The sequence below is a fragment of the Saccharothrix violaceirubra genome (genome assembly GCF_014203755.1).
Lineage (GTDB): Bacteria > Actinomycetota > Actinomycetes > Mycobacteriales > Pseudonocardiaceae > Actinosynnema > Actinosynnema violaceirubrum.
Genome location: NZ_JACHJS010000001.1, coordinates 2052502 through 2072723, shown reverse-complemented (window position 1 = coordinate 2072723; position 20222 = coordinate 2052502). Strand labels below are relative to the sequence as shown.

At 72.4% G+C, this 20222-nt stretch carries 20 protein-coding genes; 5 read left to right on the top strand and 15 right to left on the bottom strand.

The features are described from left to right. Positions 1–48 precede the first annotated feature (48 nt). From F4559_RS10340 to F4559_RS10330, 3 genes are all read right to left on the bottom strand, one after another. On the bottom strand, positions 49–372 hold the full coding sequence (locus F4559_RS10340) for a hypothetical protein (protein WP_184667926.1): 324 nt from the start codon (positions 370–372) through the stop codon (positions 49–51). Between the two features lie 104 nt (positions 373–476). Further along, complete coding sequence (malQ, locus tag F4559_RS10335) at positions 477–2372, bottom strand: 4-alpha-glucanotransferase (protein ID WP_376774629.1); 1896 nt, start codon at positions 2370–2372, stop codon at positions 477–479. A gap of 81 nt (positions 2373–2453) precedes the next feature. Continuing rightward, a complete protein-coding gene (locus F4559_RS10330) occupies positions 2454–3386 on the bottom strand; it encodes a LacI family DNA-binding transcriptional regulator (protein WP_312865565.1) in 933 nt (310 codons plus the stop codon). Between the two features lie 188 nt (positions 3387–3574). On the opposite strand from F4559_RS10330, the gene F4559_RS10325 reads away from it, so the two are divergent. Next, the gene (locus F4559_RS10325) at positions 3575–4024 is read left to right on the top strand and encodes a peroxiredoxin (protein WP_184667925.1); all 450 of its coding nucleotides are present in this window, start codon (positions 3575–3577) and stop codon (positions 4022–4024) included. A gap of 7 nt (positions 4025–4031) precedes the next feature. Here F4559_RS10325 and F4559_RS10320 read toward each other — a convergent pair whose 3' ends face one another. From F4559_RS10320 to F4559_RS10280, 9 genes are all read right to left on the bottom strand, one after another. Next, positions 4032–5393: a helix-turn-helix domain-containing protein gene (locus tag F4559_RS10320; RefSeq protein ID WP_184667924.1), complete on the bottom strand. Its 1362-nt coding sequence runs from the start codon at positions 5391–5393 to the stop codon at positions 4032–4034. Positions 5394–5504: 111 nt separating this feature from the next. Continuing rightward, on the bottom strand, positions 5505–6278 hold the full coding sequence (locus F4559_RS34865) for a M23 family metallopeptidase (protein ID WP_312865564.1): 774 nt from the start codon (positions 6276–6278) through the stop codon (positions 5505–5507). Positions 6279–6614: 336 nt separating this feature from the next. Then, the gene (locus tag F4559_RS10310; RefSeq protein WP_312865563.1) at positions 6615–8729 is read right to left on the bottom strand and encodes a transglycosylase domain-containing protein; all 2115 of its coding nucleotides are present in this window, start codon (positions 8727–8729) and stop codon (positions 6615–6617) included. Between the two features lie 249 nt (positions 8730–8978). Next, positions 8979–10004 (bottom strand): carbohydrate kinase family protein, encoded by a 1026-nt coding sequence (locus F4559_RS10305; protein WP_184667923.1) that lies wholly within the window; start codon positions 10002–10004, stop codon positions 8979–8981. Between the two features lie 21 nt (positions 10005–10025). Continuing rightward, positions 10026–10697: an RNA polymerase sigma factor ShbA gene (gene shbA, locus F4559_RS10300; protein WP_184667922.1), complete on the bottom strand. Its 672-nt coding sequence runs from the start codon at positions 10695–10697 to the stop codon at positions 10026–10028. Between the two features lie 165 nt (positions 10698–10862). Continuing rightward, entirely contained in the window at positions 10863–12104 is a 1242-nt protein-coding gene (locus tag F4559_RS10295) for an SAM-dependent methyltransferase (protein WP_184667921.1), read from the bottom strand. Next, positions 12101–12811 (bottom strand): DUF1365 domain-containing protein, encoded by a 711-nt coding sequence (locus tag F4559_RS10290; RefSeq protein ID WP_184667920.1) that lies wholly within the window; start codon positions 12809–12811, stop codon positions 12101–12103. Before F4559_RS10290 ends, F4559_RS10295 begins: the two co-directional genes overlap by 4 nt. After that, positions 12805–14079: an NAD(P)/FAD-dependent oxidoreductase gene (locus F4559_RS10285; RefSeq protein WP_184667919.1), complete on the bottom strand. Its 1275-nt coding sequence runs from the start codon at positions 14077–14079 to the stop codon at positions 12805–12807. The genes F4559_RS10290 and F4559_RS10285 overlap by 7 nt, the downstream gene beginning before the upstream one ends. A gap of 43 nt (positions 14080–14122) precedes the next feature. Continuing rightward, positions 14123–14746: an alpha/beta hydrolase gene (locus F4559_RS10280; protein WP_312865562.1), complete on the bottom strand. Its 624-nt coding sequence runs from the start codon at positions 14744–14746 to the stop codon at positions 14123–14125. A 55-nt stretch (positions 14747–14801) separates the two neighbouring features. Between F4559_RS10280 and F4559_RS10275 the strand changes: the two genes are divergently transcribed. Together F4559_RS10275 and F4559_RS10270 are read left to right on the top strand one after the other, a co-directional pair. After that, complete coding sequence (locus tag F4559_RS10275; protein WP_184667915.1) at positions 14802–15632, top strand: alpha/beta fold hydrolase; 831 nt, start codon at positions 14802–14804, stop codon at positions 15630–15632. 45 nt (positions 15633–15677) lie between these two features. Next, positions 15678–15863, top strand: coding sequence for a response regulator transcription factor (locus F4559_RS10270; protein WP_184667913.1), 186 nt, complete (start codon positions 15678–15680; stop codon positions 15861–15863). A gap of 63 nt (positions 15864–15926) precedes the next feature. On the opposite strand, the gene F4559_RS10265 is transcribed toward F4559_RS10270, so the two are convergent. Further along, positions 15927–16358 (bottom strand): TIGR03667 family PPOX class F420-dependent oxidoreductase, encoded by a 432-nt coding sequence (locus F4559_RS10265; protein ID WP_184667911.1) that lies wholly within the window; start codon positions 16356–16358, stop codon positions 15927–15929. 156 nt (positions 16359–16514) lie between these two features. Between F4559_RS10265 and F4559_RS10260 the strand changes: the two genes are divergently transcribed. Then, a complete protein-coding gene (locus tag F4559_RS10260) occupies positions 16515–17237 on the top strand; it encodes a sugar isomerase domain-containing protein (RefSeq protein ID WP_184667909.1) in 723 nt (240 codons plus the stop codon). 56 nt (positions 17238–17293) lie between these two features. Next, positions 17294–18865 (top strand): penicillin-binding transpeptidase domain-containing protein, encoded by a 1572-nt coding sequence (locus F4559_RS10255; protein ID WP_184667907.1) that lies wholly within the window; start codon positions 17294–17296, stop codon positions 18863–18865. Positions 18866–19020: 155 nt separating this feature from the next. Here F4559_RS10255 and F4559_RS10250 read toward each other — a convergent pair whose 3' ends face one another. Then, positions 19021–19824, bottom strand: a complete 804-nt coding sequence (locus tag F4559_RS10250; RefSeq protein ID WP_184667905.1) for an enoyl-CoA hydratase/isomerase family protein — start codon at positions 19822–19824, stop codon at positions 19021–19023. Between the two features lie 63 nt (positions 19825–19887). Continuing rightward, on the bottom strand, positions 19888–20097 hold the full coding sequence (locus F4559_RS10245; protein ID WP_015103570.1) for a helix-turn-helix domain-containing protein: 210 nt from the start codon (positions 20095–20097) through the stop codon (positions 19888–19890). Positions 20098–20222: the final 125 nt, after the last annotated feature.

The following is a 20222-nucleotide window of genomic DNA, read 5'->3' as shown; positions in this document are numbered from 1 at the left end:
GGTCTCGCGCGGCGGGCTGTGCTCAGCCTCTGCGCTCAGCCTCTGCGCTCAGCCTCTGCGCCGGGCGAGTTCGCCGCGCGCGGCGGTGAGCAGGAGGCGTGCCTCCTGGAGTTCGCCGTAACGCAGGTGTTCGGCCGCGGCCTCGGCACAGGCGACGGCTTCGGTCGGCCCGGCGTGCGCGGTACGGCGCAACGCGTCCATGAGGGACTCCTCGGCGTTGCGGGTGCCGGCGAGCGGGTCGGCGAGATTGCTCGGCCGGACCGCGGCGAGAACGCGTTCGACGGCCACCTCGAGGACGTCGACGGGGTCCGGACGGAGCGGGCTGAGCTGTTCGGGCACGAGCCCGGCGTGCGACACGACTTCGGTCTTCACGGGGGAATGCCACCTCCAACCATGGCGCGGGTGACTTCGAGACGATACTCCGCGGCGGCGCTGCCTGCGGTGACAGGCTTCGCGCGGGCCGCCCGGCGGACCCGTCACCGGTCCGGGCGTGCGGCCAGGACGCGGGCGACGCGGACCACCCGGTCGTCGGCGAGCAGGCGGTCGAGCGGGACCGACAGCGGGATGCGCCAGTTCGGGTACTCGTCCACGGTGCCCGGCAGGTTCGGCTGGCGGGTGTCGCCCACCGCGTCCTGCGGCGAGGTGAGCAGCAACGACGACGGCGCCCGCGCTAGTACGCCGTGCAACGCCGTGACCAGGTCATCGGTGTCGACCCCCTCCCGCTCGGCGAGCGCGACGAGGTCGGCGCGCTCGGTGCCGGCAGCTTCTAGTTCCCGCTGCACGTCGCCTTCAAACAAGCCCAGGTCGGCTCGCACCCGAACGTGTTCGGCCGCCAGGAATCCGGCCACGGTCGGCAGATCGTGGGTCGAGATGCTCGCCATCGCGCCGACCGGCCACTGCCCCGGCGGAATGAGCGGGTGACCAGGCGTGTCGTAGTCACGCATGAACCACAGGACCGCGGAGCTGAGCATGCCGTCGCGGTGCAGCGTCTCGGTGACCTCCGGCTCGACCGTGCCGAGGTCCTCGCCGACGACGACCGCGCCGGCCCGGTACGCCTCCAGGGCCAGCACGGCGAGCATCGCCTCGGAGTCGTAGTGCACGTACGTGCCGCGACGTGCCGGTTCGCCCGGCGGGATCCACCACAGCCGCCACAGCCCGGCGACGTGGTCGACGCGGATGCCGTCGGCGTGCCGCAGCACTCCCCGCAGCACCGCGCGGAACGGCTCGTAGTCCTGTTCGGCCAGCCGGTCCGGGCGCCACGGCGGCAGGTTCCAGTCCTGGCCGAGCCGGGTGAACGCGTCCGGGGGCGCGCCGACGCGCACGTCCGCCGCGAACGCGTCGCGCACGGCCCACGTGTCCGCGCCGCCCGGGTGCACGCCCACGGGCAGGTCGTGCACGATGCCGACCGCCATGCCCGCGTCGCGCGCGGCCCGACGCGCCGCGTCCAACTGGGCCTCGCACGCCCGGTGCAGCCAGGCGTGGAAAAGCACCCGATCGTGGTCGGGTGTGGCGGTTTCGGGGTCCTGTTGGGCGGTCGGCCACGTCCGCCAGTCCGGTCCGTGCTCGCGGGCCAGCGCGCAGAACCGCGCGTACCCGAGCAGGTCACCCGTCGGCTCGACCCGGTCGGCGAACGGCCACAGCAGTTCGAGCGCCGCCAGCTTGGCCCGCCACACGGCGTCGTAGTCGATCAGCGCGGAGTCGTCGGCCGGCGCGAGGGCGAGCACCCGGTCGCGGGTGTCGCCGTCGGCCCTGGTGAACTCGGGCAGGTCGACGATCCGCAGGTAGAGCGGGTTGGCGAACCGGCGGCTGGACGGCGAGTAGGGCGAGCGCTCGACCGGGAACGTGGGACTGATCGCCTGGACCGGGTTGACCAGCACGACGCCCGCGCCCAGTTCCGCCGCCGACCGCGCGGCGAACTCGGCCAGGTCGCCGTAGTCGCCCATGCCCCAGGACCCGGCGGACCGCACCGCGTAGAGCTGGAGCATCCACCCCCAGGCCGCCGGCACCGGCGGCAACGTCCGGGGCGCGACGATCACGGTCCGCCCGGCGAGGCGGTGGTAGCCGGGCGGCAGGACAGCGGGCAGGTCGACCGCGCCCCCGTGCTCCAGCTCGACGGTGCCCGGCCCGTCGAGGACGACGTCGTCGCGCAGCACCAGCGGACCTTCGTCGGCGGGCGGTGCGCTCAACGCCCGGCCGACCGCTTCCGGCGTGGCGGCGTCGACGTCCAACCGGGCGAGCACCGCGACCACGACGTCCGCGTCGACGTCGACCCAGCGCCGGTCCGCGTCTTGATAGCGCGTGGCGACACCATGACGCCGTGCGAGTTCCGCGAGGTCTTCGTCCACACGCGACAGCTTGGCCTTCTCACCCACCGGGCACCACAACCCGCACCCGGTGATCACCCGATGGTCGCAGGAGTTTCACGCCTACTTGATCGCCCGCTCGCCCCGCCGTCAAACCCGCCCGCCGGGAACGGCGACGGACCCGCCCACGAGCGACCGCACGGTGGCGGCGGTGTCCGGTGCGCGCACACCCAGCGTGGTCAGCAGGGACGTGGCCGCACGGGCGCCGCGGTCGCGCCAGGCCCCTTCGACCGCGGTGACGCCGACGGTGCGGACCAGTTCGCAGTCGTCCAGGCTCACGATCGACACGTCGCGGGGCACGTCCCGGCCGTCCCGGCGCAGGCGCAGCAGCACGCCGATCGCCACCGCGGCGTGCGCCGTGACGATCGCGGTCGGCGGCCGTCCGCCGCCGTCGAACAGGACCTCGACGGCCTGCTCGCCGCCGGCCACGGTCGGGGACGACCACAGGGTCCACTCCGGGCGGGTCGCCAACCCGGCCGCGACGAGCACGTCGTCGTACGACTCGTCCGCGTCCTCGGTCAGCACCAGCGCCACGTCGCGGTGCCCCAGCGAGACGAGGTGGTCGGCCGCCACGCGCAGCGCGTCGTGTGGGTCGTCCTGCCCGGCCTCGACCAGCGGCACGTCCAGACCGGCCAGGGCGCCGGTCTCGTCGGCCGACAGTGTCACGCCCAGCGCGACCAGGCCGTCGACCCGGCGGGCGGGCGGCAGGCGTTCGAAGAAGGCGGCGCGGTCGCGCAGGACGTAGAGCAGCACGTCGTATCCGGCGTCGCGCAACGCCGCCTCGGCACCGGCCAGCAGGTCGCCGCGCCCGCCCTCGGCGGTGAGCACGCCGACCGCGTACCGCCGACCGCCGGCGAGGCTGGACGCGTCGCGGGCGATGGCGTAGCGCATGCGCTCGGCCACCTCGGTCACGTACCGCCGGGTCGCGTCGGACACCCCGGGCTCGCCGCGCAGGGCACGCGACACCGTCGCCGCGGACACCCCGGCGGCCCGCGCGACATCGGACATGCTGGCCAATTCCACCTCCCGCTCCCCCACGAGCGTAGCCAGAACCGGAACGTGTCCCCGCCACGAACATCCCGGGGAGCCCGGACCGGCCGGACGCGGGTGGGCCCCGGCATCGGCCCGCGCCGGCTCCGGAACCGGCCCGCCCCACTCCCGGGATGATCGACCGGACCTGGGACACCAGGGACCACGACAAGAGGAGAACCATGCGTCAAGGAGAGCGCGCACCCGACTTCGTGCTGCCCGACCAGGACGGCACGCCGCGCGACCTCGCCGGACTGCTCGCCGCGGGCCCGGTGGTCCTGTTCTTCTACCCGGCGGCGCTGACCGGCGGGTGCACGGCCGAGAGCTGCCACTTCCGCGACCTGGGCGCCGAGTTCGCCGAGGTCGGTGCCCAGCGCGTGGGGATCAGCCCGGACGCGGTCGACCGGCAGAAACAGTTCGCCGAGGTCAATGGGTTCGACTACCCGCTGCTGTCCGACGTCGACGGCACCGTGGCCGCCGCGTTCGGGGTGCGGCGGCGGTTCGGGCCGTTGCCGGTCAAGCGGCACACGTTCGTGATCGGCACCGACCACACCGTGCTCGCGGTCGTGAAGAGCGAGTTCTCCATGACCACGCACGCCGACAAGGCCCTGGAGGTCCTGCGCGCCCGCTGAGCCCGGCTCAGCGGCCGAACCCGCGGTCCAGCGCGAGGCGGAGCAGGGTGAGCGCGGTCGCGGACAGCCGGGGTTCGAGGCGGTCGACCGCGTCGGCGGTGAAGGGTAGGTACCTCGCCCCGCTGCGGTCGAGCACGACCCCGCCCTCGTCGTTGACCGCGACCATGTCGGAGAACAACGCGTCGAACTCCGGGCCGTCGACCACCGCGACGGTGAGCTGCTGGACCCCGAGTTCCAACGGCTCGATCACCAGGCCGAGGTGCCAGAGCCTGAACGTGCCGCGTTCGCGGGCGGCCTCGAACCGGAAGAACGGTTCGTCCCACCGGTAGTCGATCGGGCGTCCCGAGCCGTCGTGTTCGGAATTTCCGAGAAATTCCTCGGAGAATTCACGCAGGGCGTTGTGCCACAGCGAGAAATCGCCCGGCTGGTCGGCCGCGGACGACGGCTGGAACTCCCCGGCCGGCATGACGTGGCACAGCCCGCCGCCGTCGGCGACCTTTCCGCCGTCGCGCTCGTGCAGCACGAATCCGATTCCCTCCCGACGCGTACCCCGGCGCAGGGTGAGGGTGTTGATCCCCGGCGACATGAGCAGGCGCGCGGGGTCGAAGGGGTTCGCGATCGCGGTCCGCAGCGGCAGATCGCCGAACCCCGGCGGACGTCCGCCGCCCGCGAGCCACGCGTGCTTGAACTCGTGCGCGACCAGCTGCTTCAGGTCGAACGTCTCGAAAAAGGTGGTCGACCCGAACCCGAGCCGCAGGCCGTTCGCGGTGTCGACGTCGACCAGGCGGTAGCTCGGGCGGTTCTCCAGCAGCCGGGGCCGGACCAGGTCGCGGACGGCACGGCTGTAGTGCCGGTAGCGGGAACCGTTGTCGCCCAGCGGAAGCAGGTGGTCGACCGGGACGGGTGGCGGGGCGAACGCCGGGAAGTCGGTGACCCGGTGCAGCCCGACGGACTCCACCGGGATCGGCTCGGGCGGCAGCCAGCCGGGTCCGGCGAGGACATGCCCTCCGGGCGCGCGGTCGGCACGCGGGTAGAGCCATGCCGCCAGTTCGGTCAGCTCCCGCCCGCGCACGCCCGGTGCCCGCCGGGTGCGCAGCCAGTCCTCCTGGCTCGCCCGCACACTCCCGACGGCGGGACCGGGGCGGACGGCACCGGCGAGCACCGCGTCCAACTGCGCGAAGGACAGGCCGAGCGCCGACGCCACGGTCCGCCGCAGGCCGGGCGTGGGGTCGGTCTCGCCCCGCTCCCAGCGTCCTACGGTGCCCGACTCGACTCCGATCTTCGCCGCCAACGATTCCTGGGTCAGTCCGACTTTTCGGCGCGCGCCGGCGAAAGCCTTCCGACGATTCTCCCTGAGGTCGAATTCCATCCGCGCCCGCCTTCGCCGACCGTTACGCCTGAACGCAGCGTACAACCGCGCGAAATGACGGATCGAATGCGACGGATGCCGGTCGAATGCGGTGCGCCGAGGCGGCGTGGGTCAGAGCGAGATGCCGCGCTCGGCGAGCCAGCCCACCGGGTCGATCTTCTGCGACCCGCCGGCCCAGACCTCGAAGTGCAGGTGCGGACCGGTCGACTGGCCGCGGTTGCCCATGGTGGCGATCTGCGCGCCGGCCGCGACGTGCTGGCCCTGCGCGACCAGGATCTCGTTCACGTGGCCGTAGACGGTGATCGTGCCGTCCGCGTGCTGCACACGGACCCACAGGCCGAAGCCGGACGCGGGACCGGCCTCGACGACCGTGCCCTCCATCGCGGACAGGATGGGTGTGCCGATCGAGTTGGCGATGTCGACGCCGTAGTGCGTGGTGCCCCACCGGCCGCCGAAGCCCGACGTGAACGTGCCCTGCGCGGGCTTCACGGCCTTCGGGCGCTTCGCCTCCTCCTCGGCGGCGATGCGGGCCCTCTCGGCCTCTTCGGCCTCCTGCTTGCGCTTCAGTTCGGCCTGACGCGCGGTATAGCCGTCGGACGCGTGCTTGATCGCCTGATCGACGTGCTGCCGGGCCACGAGGCCCTCGGAGCGCATGAGCTTGGCGGCTTCCAGGCCGGGCGAGACCGCGTGCACGGTCTGCGGCGACTGCGTGGCCGCGGGTTGGCCGGTCACGGCCAGGGCGAGGTCGGCACCCGCCGCGAGCGGTATGATCGTCGGCCCGGTCGAGCCGAACCCGTTCGCCACGCCGACCGTGGTGGCCAGCGTGCCGGCCGCGACGACCGCCGCGGCCACCCGTCCGGTGACCGCCGATCTGTCGTCCTCCACTCGGTGCGAGCCACGCCTGCCGCTCTTCTTGGGCGGAGCCGTGAACACGCTACGGCCGGGAGCCTTCGAATGTCGGGACAACGCCACGCCTTCCTGTCGGGGAGCCCGGTCGGGGGACCCTGGCGGGGGATCCAGGTGGCGCCGCGCTCGGGGAGCGGCGCCGTGTCCCTTTGGTGACCGAACCGTGACATGCGGCGGGGAACGTAACCCGATGTAATGAGAGAAGGCAACCCGTACGTGGCGAACTGGGCGAATTAAGTGAGATAGACCACCAAATGTCACTCTGCGTGTTCAGAGACCGGCGCGTTCCTCAGTGGACCGTTATGAAAAGCCAGGTCAGCGGTACCGCGCCTCGACAGCGGGGAGTGGTTGCACGGGCGACGTGCCGTGGATGACCCGCATCGCCCGGAACCACGTCGGCGCCGCCACCTGGCCACCGAACACGCCGCCCGCGTCGTTGTTCCCGCACAGCCGCGGCGGCGTCCCGTTGCAGATCACCTGGGGTCGGACGCCGTCGGTGAAGGTCATCACCGCGCCCGCGAACTGCATCGTCGCGCCCATGAACGCGACCGACCAGTGGTTCTCCGTCGTGCCGGTCTTGCCCAGCATCGGCCGGTCCCAGTCACGCGCCGCGCCGGCCGCCGTGCCCACGCCCTTCACGTCCTGGCTCATCGCGGTGACCATCGCGTTGGCGATCTCCGGCGCGACGGCCTGGTCGCACGGCGCTTCCTTGAGCGCCACGTCCTGGCCGTCGCGGTCGACGATCTTCTCCACGGGCGTCGGCGGGCACCACTTGCCGCCGCTGACCAGCGTCGCGGACACGTTCGCCAGCTCCAGCACGCTGGTCGGACCGGCGCCGAGCGTGAACGACCCGGAGTTGTTCCGCTTGTAGGAATCGCCCTGCGAGGGCCCGTTCGAGCCGTCCTGCTTGAGCGGGTCGCCCGCCTCGTTCACGCCCTGCATCGAGTCGCGCAGGCCGAGCCGGTAGGCCATGTCCACGACGTTGTCGAGCCCGGTCTTCTCCTCCAGGATGATGAACCCGGTGTTCGGCGAGGTCGCCAGCGCCTCGGTCAGCGACATGCGGTCCTTGTAGGTGCCCGCGTTCTTCACCGTGTACGGCTGGCTGCCGTTCTTGTAGACCTTCGACGTGTAGGTGTTGGGCACCTCGATCGGCCGGTCGATGCCCGTGACGTTGCGCTCCAGCGCGGACGCGGCCGTGAACACCTTGTAGATCGAGCCCGCGCCGAACTTGGTCACCTCGGCCGGGATGGAGAACGCGCTCTGCCCGGCGTCGGCGTTGTTGCCGAAGTCGCGGTTGGCCGCCAGCGCCCGCACGCGGTGCTTGTCCTGGCCGGGCTGCACGACGGCCATGGCGTTGGCGATGCCCGGCGCGGTCTTGGGCACCTGCGACTCGGCCGCCTCCTTGGTGGCCCTGGTCGCGACCGGGTCCATCGTGGTGTGGACGGTGTAGCCGCCGCGGCGCAGCTCTTCGAACGGCAGGCCGGAGCGCTCCAGGTAGTCGATCAGGTACCGGCAGAAGAAGCCGTAGATCGGGCCGTCGCCGGCGCCGACGCAGCCGTTGGGCAGCAGTCGCAGGTCAGCGACCACGCCGATGTCGGTCGCCTTGTACTCGTCGGCCTTCTCCTTGGCGACCTTGTCGTCCGAGCCGAACGCGCCGTTCTCGCGCATCTTGTCGATCACGGTGTTGCGCCGCTTGATCGCGGGCTCGGGGTCGGCGCCCGGGTTGAGCCGGCTGGGCTCGTTGACCAGGCCGGCGAGCATCGCGGCCTGCGGCACGGTCAGCTTGTCGGGCGTGGTGTCGAAGTACGCGCGGGCGGCGGCGCCGACGCCGTACGTGCCGTTGCCGAACGGGACCAGGTTGAGGTACGCGGTGAGGATCTCGTCCTTGGTCATCTTCTGTTCGAGCTGGGTGGCGATCCGGGCCTCGCTGATCTTGCGGCCCAGCGTCGCCTCGGTGGCCTTCTCGTACGCCTCGTCCTCGCCCTTGCCGACCACGAACGCCAGGTAGTTCTTCACGTACTGCTGGGTCAGGGTCGAGGCGCCCTGCGAGGCGCCACCGTCCACACCGGCCTTGGCGGCGGCACGCGCGATGCCCTGCCAGTCCACGCCCTTGTGCAGGAAGAAGCGCTTGTCCTCGATCGCGATGATCGCGGCCTTCATCGTGTCCGAGATGTCCTTGGACGCCACCGGGATCCGGTACTGGTCGTACAGGTACGCGATCGGCTGGCCGTTCATGTCGAGCACGGTCGTGACGAGCGGCAGCTCGGCGTTGGTCAGCTCACCGGAGGTCTTGTCCACGGTGTCGGCCGCCCGGTTGGACGCCAGCCCCATGCCACCGATCACCGGGAACAGCAGGGCGGCGACGAGCACCCCCGCCATCAGGCACAGCCCCACCAACTTGACCAGACTCGTCGCGCGCGCGGCGAACACGGAACCAGCAACCCCTTCCGACCGGACTTCCACCCTCGATGAGATAAGTCGCGCGGGGACCGTCTCCGGTTGCCTGGGCGAGACGATTTGCCGGAACCGGTCTTCGGCGAGTCACCTCACCGATACCCCGATGCCCCTCATCCAACACCTATCCCCGGTACGCCCCGCCCCGGGTTCGCCCAACCCGCGAGTCCTCCACTCGGGCACCCCGAAACACGCACTCGGGCACCTTCGAACGGGTGATTCCCCTCAGCGGGGCGTGCTCAGCTTGATCGTGGCGCTGGCCCGACGGACCTCGCCGGCCGCGTGGTGCGGGAGCAGGTCCTCCAGGAAGCCGTACTCCAGGACCTCCGGGTTGGGCCGGCGGCTCACCGTGCGCCACCACGTGGCGATGTCGCCCCACCCCGGCGCCGAGAGCGAGCCGCCGAAGTGCTGCACGGACAGCGCCGCGCACAGGTTCGCGAACCGCACCCGGTCGCCCAGCGGCCACCCGGACAGCGTGCCCAGCACGAACGCCGCGCCGAACACGTCGCCGGCGCCGGTCGGGTCCAGGGCCGCCACGTCCAGGCCCGGCACGTCCACCACCTCGCCGGTGCCGGCGTCGACGGCCACGGCGCCCGCGCTGCCCCGCGTGACGACCGCCACGGGCACGTGGTCGGCCAACGCCCGTGCCGCCGCCTCGGCGGTGTCGCACCGCGTGTACCGCATCGCCTCGACGTGGTTGGGCAGGAACGCGTGGTAGCCGTCGAGCCGCCGCACCAGCTCGGGCGCCCACACGCCGGTCCGGTCCCAGCCGACGTCGGCGAACAGCAGCGCGCCGCGCTCACGCGCGGCACACACCCACCGTTCCTCTTCGGGCTGGAGGTGGACGAACGCGGCCCGCGTGCGCGGCGGCGGCGCGAGCATCTCGTCGGCGCCCACCGGCGCCCGGTGCCCGTGGGTGACCATGCTGCGGTCGCGGTCCATCGCCATCGACACGGTCACGGGCGAGTGCCAGCCGTAGAACCGACGGCAGTACGAGAGGTCCACACCCTCCTGTTCGGACAGGACCTCCCAGCAGAAGTCGCCGTAGACGTCCTCGCCGAACGCCGCCGCCAGGCCCGTGCGCAGGTTGAGCCGGCTCGACGCCACGGCCAGGTTCGCGATCCCACCCGGACACGAGCCCAGCCCCTCGGCCCACACCTCGGTGCCCGGTGCCGGCGGTCGGGGCAGGCCGGTGAAGATGATGTCCAGGAACACGGTGCCGGACAGGAGGACGTCGAACTCGGGCGTCATCCCCCAACGATGCCAAACACCTCAGCGGTCGACAGCCGCGAACATCTCCCGCATCCGGGCCAGCGCCCGGTGCTGCGCCACGCGGACCGCGCCGGGCGTGGAGCCGACGGCGACGGCGGTCTCCTCGGCGGACAGGCCGACCGCGACGCGCAGGACGAGGATCTCCCGCTGCCGTTCGGGCAGCCGGCGCAGCAGGAGCGTGACGCGCTGGATCAGCTCGCCGTTCATGGCGCGCTGCTCGGGGCCGTCCTCCAGGGTCGGGGTGTCGGGGAGTTCGGGCACGACCTCGGAGCGGCTGCGCACCGCCCGCCGCCGCGCGTCGGCGACCTTGTGCGCGGCGATGCCGTACACGAACGCGAGGAACGAGCCGGGCTCGTAGCGGTAGCGGGAGAGCGCGGACACGACGGCCAGGCACACCTCCTGCGCGATGTCGTCGGCGGAGACGAGCGTGCGTTCGCGGGTGCCGACCCTGGCCCGGCAGTAGCGCAGGACCAGGGGTTGGAGCCGGGCCAGCAACCGCTCGACGGCACGCGGGTCGCCCGTGAGGGCCACGTCGACCAGTTCGGTCAGCTCCGGTTCGGCCGGCCACCGCAGGCCGGCGCGGGACGGGGCGGGCCGGACGTCGGCGACGACGTCCGGTCTCCCGTCGAACGCGTCGACGTCGATCGCAGCCTGAACGGATGCCTGCCCCATCCGCCGACCTCCCTCGCCCTCTTGCGCCCCGGTCGTGCCCGGCTCCCGTCTGACAGGAGGGCCGAACCCGCCCCTGGATACCGGCGGTCCCAAGCTGACCACGTTCGGCGTCCGGATGGCGGGAACAGCACCCGCCCGAGGAAGGGGTTGAGCCGGACGGAGCAGTCAGACCTCGCGCTGCTTCACCGCGGCGAACTGACGAACCCCCAGATAGCCCACCCGGAAGCCCGCTTCGGAGTACGCGAGGTAGAACTCCCACATGCGCCGGAACGTCTCGTCGAAGCCGAGCGCCCGCACCTCGTCCCAGCGCGCGAGGAACGTCGTCCGCCACCGGCGCAGGGTCTCGGCGTAGTCCGGACCGAACTCGCGTTGTTCGACCACCCGCATGCCGGTGTGGTCGCGCACGGTCTCCTCGATCGCCCGCACCGACGGGATCAGGCCGCCGGGGAAGATGTACTTGTGGATCCAGGTGTAGCTGGACGCGGCGGCGAGCATGCGGTCGTGCGGCATGGTGATCGCCTGGAGGCCGAACCGCCCGCCGGGCACGAGCGACCGGTCGACCATGGCGAAGTACGCTGGCCAGTACTCGCCGCCGACCGCCTCGATCATCTCGACGCTGACCACGGCGTCGTACCGGCCGGTCTCCTCGCGGTAGTCGCGCAGGTGGATCTCCACCCGGTCCTCGACACCGGCTTCGCGCACCCGGCTCTCGGCCAACGCCTTCTGCTCGGCGGACAGCGTGAGCGAGGTCACCGAGGCGCCCCGCCGCGCGGCCCTGATCGCCAACGCGCCCCAGCCCGTGCCGATCTCCAGCACCCGGCTGCCCGCGCGCACGTGCGCGTAGTCCAGCACGCCGTCGATCTTGCGCAGCTGGGCGACGTCGAGCGGGTCGTCGGGGCCGTCGAACAACGCCGACGAGTAGGTCATGGTCTCGTCGAGGAACACCGAGAACAGGTCGTTGGACAGGTCGTAGTGGCGGTGGATGTTGCTGCGCGAGTTGGTCACGTCGTTGCTGTCCGACGCCGGGTGCCGCCGCTCGACCCAGCGCCGCAGCGCCTGGAGCCGGGGCGGGATCAGCGTGGTGAGCCGGGCGGCGAACGCGGTCAGCAGGTCGGCGAGCCGGTCGGTGGTCCAGTCGCCGACCATGTACGCCTCGCCGAACCCGATCTTGGCGTCGACGCCGAGCCGGTGGAAGAACGCCTCGGGCCGGTGCACCCGCATCTCGGGCGCGTCCGGTCCGCCCGCGCCCCACCGCAGGCCGCCGGGCAGCACCACCCGGACCGGCAGGGTCCGCACCGCGTTGCGGAACAGGCTCTCGGCGATGCGCGCGCGCAACGGCGAGCGGGGCGGGGTGGCGAGGCCGGGCCAGATGCCCCGGTCGGGCCGGGGCAGGTCGATCGTGCTCATCTGCTGCTACTCCTCGGGACAATCGGCACGCGTCGGGCCCACAGCGCGATCCCGTGGCGGCGGATCAGCCACGACACCCGGTAGGTCGACAGCGGACGTCTGACGAGCAGGCGCACCAGTCCCCGGGTCGTGACGGGAAGCCGGTGCCCTTTCATGGTGGCACTGAACGGGGTCCGGCCGTCCTGGCGCAGGGCGATGGTGACGGACAACGTCCCCGAGGGCTTCGGTACCCGCATGGCGTACTGCCCCGACAGGGCCAGGAACGGTGACACGTAGAAGTCCTTGGCCACGGTCGCGCGCCCGGCTTCGTCGGGGTGCAGCAGGTACACATGGCGTTCGCCGTAGGTGTTGTGCACCTCGGCGATCACGCACACCTGGCGCCCTTCGGGGTCGTGGCACCAGTACAGGGTCAACGGGTTGAAGACGTACCCGAGCAGTCGCGCGTTGGCCAGCATCAGCACGCGTCCGCCGCGCAGGTCGATCCCCTGCCCGGCGAGGTACGCGTCGACGTTGGCGCGGATCGACCGCGCCGGGTCGCCGACGTGGTCACGGGCGCGGAACCGGGCGAACGGGCGCAGGGGGCGCGGCAGCCGGGGCAGGTCGTCCAGGTCGACCAGCCACAGGTAGGACCGGTGCCGGAACGAACGGTCGAGGCGTTCGCGCCGGGTGTGCCCGATCTCGACCTCGTACAGCGCCGGTGTCACCACTCGACCCCGAGACCGCGGGCCGCGCGCACGCCCGACGCGCACCCGTCCTCGTGGAAGCCCCACCCGTGGTAGGCGCCCGCGTACGCGGTGGTGCCGTCGTCGAGACCGGGCAGGAGCCGTTGCGCGGCCAGCGATTCCGGCGTGTAGACGGGGTGCTCGTAGACCATGCGGGCGAGCACGGTGCCGGCGTCGATCCGGTCGCCCGCGTTGAGCGTGACCACGTAGTCCTCGGCCGCGTCCAGCCGCATCAGCCGGTTCATGTGGTAGCTGACCAGGACCGGGCCGCCGGGCTCGTGGCAGTCGGGCTTGAGCACGTTCCACGACGCCCGCGCACCGGGCGCGCCGGGCAGCACCGAGGTGTCCCGGTGCAGCCAGGTCTCGTTGCGGGAGTAGCGGAACGCGCCCAGCACGGCACGTTCCGCGTCGGTCGGGTCGGCGAGCAGCCGCAGCGCCTGGTCGGGGTGGGTCGCCACGACGACCTTCGCGACGGCGTGCCGCTGGTCGGCGTCGTCACGCACCTCGACGCCGCCGGCCGTGCGCCGCACCGACCGGACGGGCGTGGACACGTGCACGGCGGTCAGCCCCTTGACCGCGCGCTGCACGTACGCGTTCGACCCGCCCACCACGGTCTTCCACGCCGGTGAGCCGCCGATCGACAGCATCCCGTGGTTGGCCAGGAACTCGAACAGGTAGCGCGCCGGGTAGCGGCGGCCCACCTCCGGTCCGGCCGACCACACCGCGGACACCAGCGGCAGGATGAAGTGGTCGACGAAGTACGCCGAGTAGCCGCCGATCGCGAGGAACGCGCCGAGCGTGGTGTCGTGCTCGTCGCCCAACGCCAGCAGCCGCCGGGCATGCCGGTGGAACCGGGTCACCTCGGCGAGCATGCGCAGGTACGCGGGCCGGGCCAGGTTGCGCGGCCGGGCGAACAGGCCGGCGAGCTTGCGCGCGCCCGCGTACTCCAGCCCGCAGCCGCCGCAGCGCACGCTCATCGACATCTCCGAGTCCTGCGTGGACACGCCGAGTTCGCCGAACAACCGCACCAGGTGGGGATAGGTGCGTTCGTTGTGGACGATGAACCCGCTGTCGACCGGCGTGACGCGGCCGTCCGGTCCGACGATCTCGTGGGTGTGGGCGTGGCCGCCCAGCCGGTCGTCCTGTTCGAACAGGACGACGTCGTAGCGGCGTTGCAACAGGTACGCGGCCGTCAGGCCCGACACGCCACTGCCGATCACCGCGACGCGCGGCCGGTCACCGTGGTCCACCACGTGCTGCTCCTCCCGGAAGGGGCGCCGGCGGGTGCGGGCGTCCTCACCGGTGATTCGCGTGATCCACCCGCGGCGGTTCGACGCCGATCGCACCGGCGGTGAAATCGCGGACGAGGCGGGTCCACAGGGCGGCACGGCGCAGCATCGCGTGGCCGTCGCCGACAACCCTGACAAAGCCCGCTCCCGTGCGCAGCGCGTAGGCGTGCGACGCCGCCGGGTCGGTGGTCCGGTCACGGTCGCCGTGCGCGATCAGCACGGTCCGCCCGCCGAGCCGGACCGGGTCCCCGGGTTCGAGCCACGGCGCGAGCGCGCACACCGCGACCACGTTCGGCTCGGTCGCCACGTACAACGCGGTGCGCCCGCCCATCGAGTGGCCGACGAGCACGACCGGCACGCCGGGGTGTTCGCGGGCGATGCGCGCCAGCGCCCACCGGGCGTCGGCGACGGGGTGCCGGTGCGGCTCGTTCCAGCCCCGGTACCGGTAGCGCAGCCGCCACACCGCGACCCCGCCCAGGCCGTGCGCGGCCCGGGCGAAGGGCCCCATGCGCAGGTACGCCAGGCGGTACCGGGGCACGCCGCCGTAGCCGCGCACCCGTCCGCCGTGCAGGACCAGGACCACCGCGCGCACCGGTCCGGTGGGCGGGAGCACGTCGACCGCGGGTTCCACGCCACAATGTTCGGGTCCGGGACACCGAAGGTTCGACGATGGGATTCGGATCACAGTGGTCGAGCAGTGGAGCGTGACAACGGCCGCCGGCACCTTCGACGCCATCGCGGCCGGACCGGAGGACGGCCGGCCCGTGCTGTTCCTGCACGGTTTCCCCCAGGCCGCGATCACGTGGGAGTTCCCGGTGTCCGTGCTCGGCCGGGCCGGGTGCCGCGCGGTCGCCGTGGACCAGCGCGGCTACTCCCCCGGCGCGCGGCCCGCGACCGTCGCCGAGTACGGCGTCGCCGAACTGGTCGGGGACGTGCTGGCGATCGCCGACGAACTGGGCTGGTCCCGGTTCGACCTCGTCGGCCACGACCAGGGCGCGGCGGTGGCGTGGTGGGTGGCGGCCGACCACCCGGCGCGGGTGCGCACGCTGACCGCCGTGTCGACGCCCCACCCGGACGCGCTGGCCGAGGCCGTGCGCACCGACGAGGACCAGGCCCTGCGCTCGGCCTACCTGACCGACTGGCGGTCGACCGGCACGGAACGGCGGATGCTGGCCGACGACGCGGAGGCGGTGCGCCGCATGTTCGAGTGGTCGGTGCCGCCGAGCCGCGTCGACGAGTACGTCCGCCGGCTGGCCGAGCCGGGTGCGTTGACCGCCGCGCTGAACTGGTTCCGGGCGGGCCGGGCCGGTGGCCGCACCGGGCGGGTGTCCGTGCCGACCCTGTACGTGTGGAGCACCGAGGACGTGGCCTTCGGGTCCGCGGCGGCGTTCCTGACCGAGCGGTGGGTCGACGGCCCGTACCGGTTCGAGATGCTCGAGGACGTGTCGCACTGGGTGCCCGATCAGGTACCGGAAGTCTTCACGGCCCTGCTTTCGGAGCATCTGGTCGGCCATTAGGGGTCAATTTTGAACGCGACCCCGATGCGGCACGTGTTCCTCTATATGACGGACTTGACCTACTCGGAACGCAGGGTCGCCACCCTGGCCGCGTTGGGCCACAGCAACCGGGCCATCGCCATGCGACTGCACATCACCGTGAGCACGGTCGAGCAGCACCTGACGCGGGTCTACCGCAAGCTCTCGGTCGCCAGCAGGACGGAGTTGAAGGGACACCAGGCACTGGTCTAGCGGGCAGCGACAGGCGCCGGTGCCGGCCGGCGCCCGCCGTACGACGACGCTTCCGGATCCCCCTCAGTGACCCCGGAAACGCTCGGGCACGAACAGCAGCGGGACGCTGTACCGCGCGGCGAACTCCTCGGACGAGCCGAACATCTTCCGCGCCACGTCACCGTACTTCGCCTCGTACTCCGGCACGTCGGCGGCGCCCGGCAGGTCCGGCCGTTCGACCAGGTCGCCGAGCAGCACGACGACGTCGTCGCCGACGGCGTCGTTGAGGTGGAACGCGGTGCGCGGGTTGGCCCGTAGCCGGGCCAGCCGCTTGGCGGTCGGCATGCTGTAGAGCAGCACCGACGAGTCCTCGGGCCGCCAGAGGAACCACACGGGCGCGGGCTGCGGCGTGCCGCTCCCGTCGACCGACGTGATCCAACCGATGGTCTCGTCGCGCAACCGGCGCGCGACCCGGTCGCCGAGTTCGGTGCCGGGTTCGGGCAGGGACAGGCTCATCCGCGGACTCCTGTAGTCGAAGAGATCTTCCCCTCCAAGCTAGCCGGCCGCGCCTTCCCGTGGTGGCGAAAGTTCCACCCGCCTGGCCCATCCGGGCCCGGTCCGGTAGGAACTCCACGATCACGCTTGGTTCAGACCACTGGAGGGCGACCCCGCATGACGACCGACTTCGGCTCCCTCGTCCGCGACCACTTGACCCGCGTCGAGACGCACAACGCCGCCGCGCTCGACGACGTGGTGGAACTCGTACTGGCGGCGATCCGCGCCGACGGCACCCTGCTCGCCGCCGGTGCCGGCCACTCCCTGGCCGCCGTCGCCGAGACCTTCTACCGCGCGGGCGGCCTCGCCTGCGTCCGTCCGGTCTACCACCCGGAACTGCTGCCGATGCACGGCGCCGTGGCCAGCACGGTCGCCGAACGCCGCTCGGGCCTGGCGGCCGAGGTCCTGGAGAAGACCCCGCTCGCGGCGCACGACCTGCTGTTCGTGTTCTCCACCTCGGGCGTGAACCCGTACCCGGTCGAACTGGCCCGGCTGGCGGTCGAGCGCGGCTGCCCGGTCGTCGCGGTCACGTCGGTGGCGGCGAGCGCGGCGGCACCGCGCCGGGCGGGGTCGACGCTCGCCGAGACCGCGACCGTGGTGCTGGACAACCTGGTCCCGCCGGGCGATTCGACCTATCCGGCGGACGCACCCGTCACGTCGGCCATCTCGACCATCGCGACGGCGTTCCTGTGGAACCTGCTGCTCGCCCGTCTGCTCGACAAGGCCGCCGAGGAGGGCTTCGACCTGCCGTTCTGGCGCAGTGCCAACGTGCAGGGCGGCGACGCGGCCAATGCCGCGTTCCTGGAGAAGTACGGTCCGCGCGTTCCTGAACTCGCGTAGGACTACTCACGAGAGCCCCACATCGTGCGGATAGCCTCCGTACGAAGGGGGCTCAAGTGAAGACACGGACGAAGCGCCTGGTATTGGCAGGCGCGGGAGTGCTCGCGGTGGCGGCGGTCGTCGCGGGCGTGATCGAGATCTGGCCGGGCACACCCGCGGGCAAGCCGGCGTCACCGGGCACGAAGGTGCCGCCGGCGGCCGTCGCCCAGGAGTTCGTCACCGCGCTGGCGACCGACCAGTTCGCGCAGGCGGCGGGCACGACGGACGCACCGGACACCGCACGCGAGGCGCTGACCCTGTTGCGCCGCAACATGGTCGACGCCCGCTACCACGCGCGGCTGGGCGCCGCGCCGACGACGGCCGCCGACGCGACGACGGCGACGATCGACGCCGAGGTCACGTGGACGCTCGTGGGCGGGGCGCTGTTCAAGTACCCCCTGCGCGTCGAGCTGCGCCGGGCCGACGAGCGGTGGCGCGTGCACTGGGCGTCGACGGTCATCCACCCGGAACTGGCCGAGCACCAGTCGTTGGCCTACCACCTGGTGTCCGGCGACGGCGCGCTGCACGGCCGCGACGGCAAGGATCCCCAGGGCCTGCCCGCCGGGTTGCGGGACGCGGCGACCAAGGCGGTCGGCAGCCTCGACGGCAAGGTCGGCTTCCAGGTCACGGCCGTGGACGGCGCTGGTGCCGCGGGCAAGGTCTTCCTGGACCAGAAGGCCGAACCGGGCCAGGTCGCGACGATCACCATCGACCCGGCGATCCAGTCCGCCGCGCAGCAGGCCGTCGACAGCGTGCCGCAGGACGGGGCGCTGGTGGCGATCCAGCCGTCCACCGGCGAGATCCTCGCCATCGCGCAGCACGGGTCCGGCGGCGCCCAGAGCCCGGTCGCGCTCACCGACCGCTACGAACCCGGCTCGACGTTCAAGATCGTCACCGCCGCGGCGGCCCTGAACGCGGGCGCGGTGACCACCACGACGCCGGTCGCGTGTCCGGGCACCGACACCATCGGCACCCGCACGATCTCCAACGAGGACAAGTTCGACCTCGGCACGGTCCCGCTGCGCCGCGCGTTCGCCGCGTCCTGCAACACCAGTTTCGCCAAGCTCGCGGCCGACCTGCCCGCCGACGCGCTGCCCGACGCCGCCTCCTGGTTCGGGCTGACCTCCGACTACACGATCCCGGGCCTGACCACGAACACCGGCAAGATCCCGTCGTCGCCGAGCGTGCCCGAACGCGTCGAGTCCGGCATCGGCCAGGGCCGGGTCCAGGTGACGCCGTTCGGCATGGCGCTCGTCGCCGCCACGGTCGCCAACGGCAGCACGCCGACCCCCAGGCTGGTCCGCGAACTGCCCGCCGAGGGCGGTCGGGCCACGCCGCCGCCCGCCGGGGTCGTCGCCGCGCTGCGCACCATGATGGGCGACGTCGTCACCGGCGGCACGGCCCGCGAGTTGGCGCCCTACGGCAACGTGCGCGGCAAGACCGGCACCGCCCAGTTCGGCGACGGCACGCACTCGCACGGCTGGTTCGTCGGCTACCAGAACGACCTCGCGTTCGCCGTGCTCGTCGTGGACGGCGGCTCGTCGAAGGCGGCGGTCGCGGTGACGTCCCGATTCCTCGGCGGGTTCTGATCCGGTCCCGGTGGCGCCGGGGGGCGCCGCCGGGTCCACAGTGGACCGACCGGAGTGGATGGCACCGCGTCGGGCCGTGGACCCCTGCCGCCACAAGGACGATCGGCACGTCGGATCATCCGGCGTGGACGGAGAACGGCCGGACAGGACGAAGGTCAGCGCCCGGCGGCGAGATCGGTCAACCGGCGGAGCTGCGCGGCCCGCTCGGCGTAGAGCTGCTCCTGCTCCGTGGCACCGTCGGCGGCCGAGGCGAGCAACGCCACCGTCTCGACGACCGCATCGGCCGGTGCCGCGAGCAGCCGGGCGACGAGGTCGTCGACCGCCGCGTCGAGCCCCTCGGGCGACACGACCGCGTTGGCCAGACCGATCCGCGAGGCCTCCTCGGCGCCGACCTCGCGGCCGGTCAGGCACAGCTCGACCGCGCGGGCGTACCCGACCAGGCGGACCAGGGGCAGCGTGCCACCCAGGTCGGGTACCAGGCCCAACGCGGTCTCGGCCATGCGGAACCGCACGTCGTCGGCGACCACGCGCAGGTCGCAGGCGAGCGCGAGCTGGAAGCCCGCGCCGATCGCGTGCCCGCGCACCGCCGCCACCGTGACCCGTGCGGGGTCGCGCAACCAGCGGAAGCCCTCCTGGAAGCCGGCGATCAGCGCGGCACCGGCGTCGGGTCCGTGACGCACGATGTCCGCGAAGCCCGGCTCACCGGGTATCGGCTCCCCGGTGAGCACCCGCCGGTCCAGTCCGGCCGAGAAGGCGCGACCGGAGCCCCGGACGACCACTACACGGACGTCCGGGTCCAGCTGCGCGCCGATCTCCCGCAACGCCGCCCACGTGGACGGAGTCTGTGCGTTGAGCACGTCGGGGCGATCGAGCGTGATCGTCGCGCGCGGGCCGTCGACGACGAGCCGCACGCCACCGCCCTCCGGCAGGTCGGCGTCGAGAGTGGTCCGGGCCGACATGCGCGTACCTCCGGGGCGTGAAGGCACCGTCTCCCTCGGTGCCTGGTGTTACCGGAGAGTAGATTACTTCTTCTTCGTGCGGGTGGCGCCACCGCGACCGCGAAGCTGCACACCGGACTCGCTGAGAACCCGATGCACGAAGCCGTAGGAGCGCCCGGTGGACTCGGCCAAGGCCCGGATGCTCGCGCCCTTCTCGTACTTCTTCTTCAGGTCAGCGGCCAGCTTGTCCCGCGTGGCGCCCGTGATACGGGCACCCTTCTTCAGGTCAGCCACCTTGTCCCGCCTTCCATGGACAGCAGGTCGGGCCGTGAATTAGCCCCTGTCGTCGCAATGATCGAACACGACGACCAAGAACGCCAGGCGATCATGCGAAAAGATCGCCGAGCGGTCAAGGGACC

Coding starts and splice junctions, on each gene's coding strand:
- F4559_RS10295 (WP_184667921.1), bottom strand. CDS start 12,104: ATGAGCACGATCGACCTGCCCCGGCCCGACCGGGGCATCTGGCCCGGC.
- F4559_RS10270 (WP_184667913.1), top strand. CDS start 15,678: ATGACGGACTTGACCTACTCGGAACGCAGGGTCGCCACCCTGGCCGCG.
- F4559_RS10305 (WP_184667923.1), bottom strand. CDS start 10,004: ATGACGCCCGAGTTCGACGTCCTCCTGTCCGGCACCGTGTTCCTGGAC.
- F4559_RS10325 (WP_184667925.1), top strand. CDS start 3,575: ATGCGTCAAGGAGAGCGCGCACCCGACTTCGTGCTGCCCGACCAGGAC.
- F4559_RS10260 (WP_184667909.1), top strand. CDS start 16,515: ATGACGACCGACTTCGGCTCCCTCGTCCGCGACCACTTGACCCGCGTC.
- F4559_RS10320 (WP_184667924.1), bottom strand. CDS start 5,393: ATGGAATTCGACCTCAGGGAGAATCGTCGGAAGGCTTTCGCCGGCGCG.
- F4559_RS10265 (WP_184667911.1), bottom strand. CDS start 16,358: ATGAGCCTGTCCCTGCCCGAACCCGGCACCGAACTCGGCGACCGGGTC.
- F4559_RS10250 (WP_184667905.1), bottom strand. CDS start 19,824: ATGTCGGCCCGGACCACTCTCGACGCCGACCTGCCGGAGGGCGGTGGC.
- shbA (WP_184667922.1), bottom strand. CDS start 10,697: ATGGGGCAGGCATCCGTTCAGGCTGCGATCGACGTCGACGCGTTCGAC.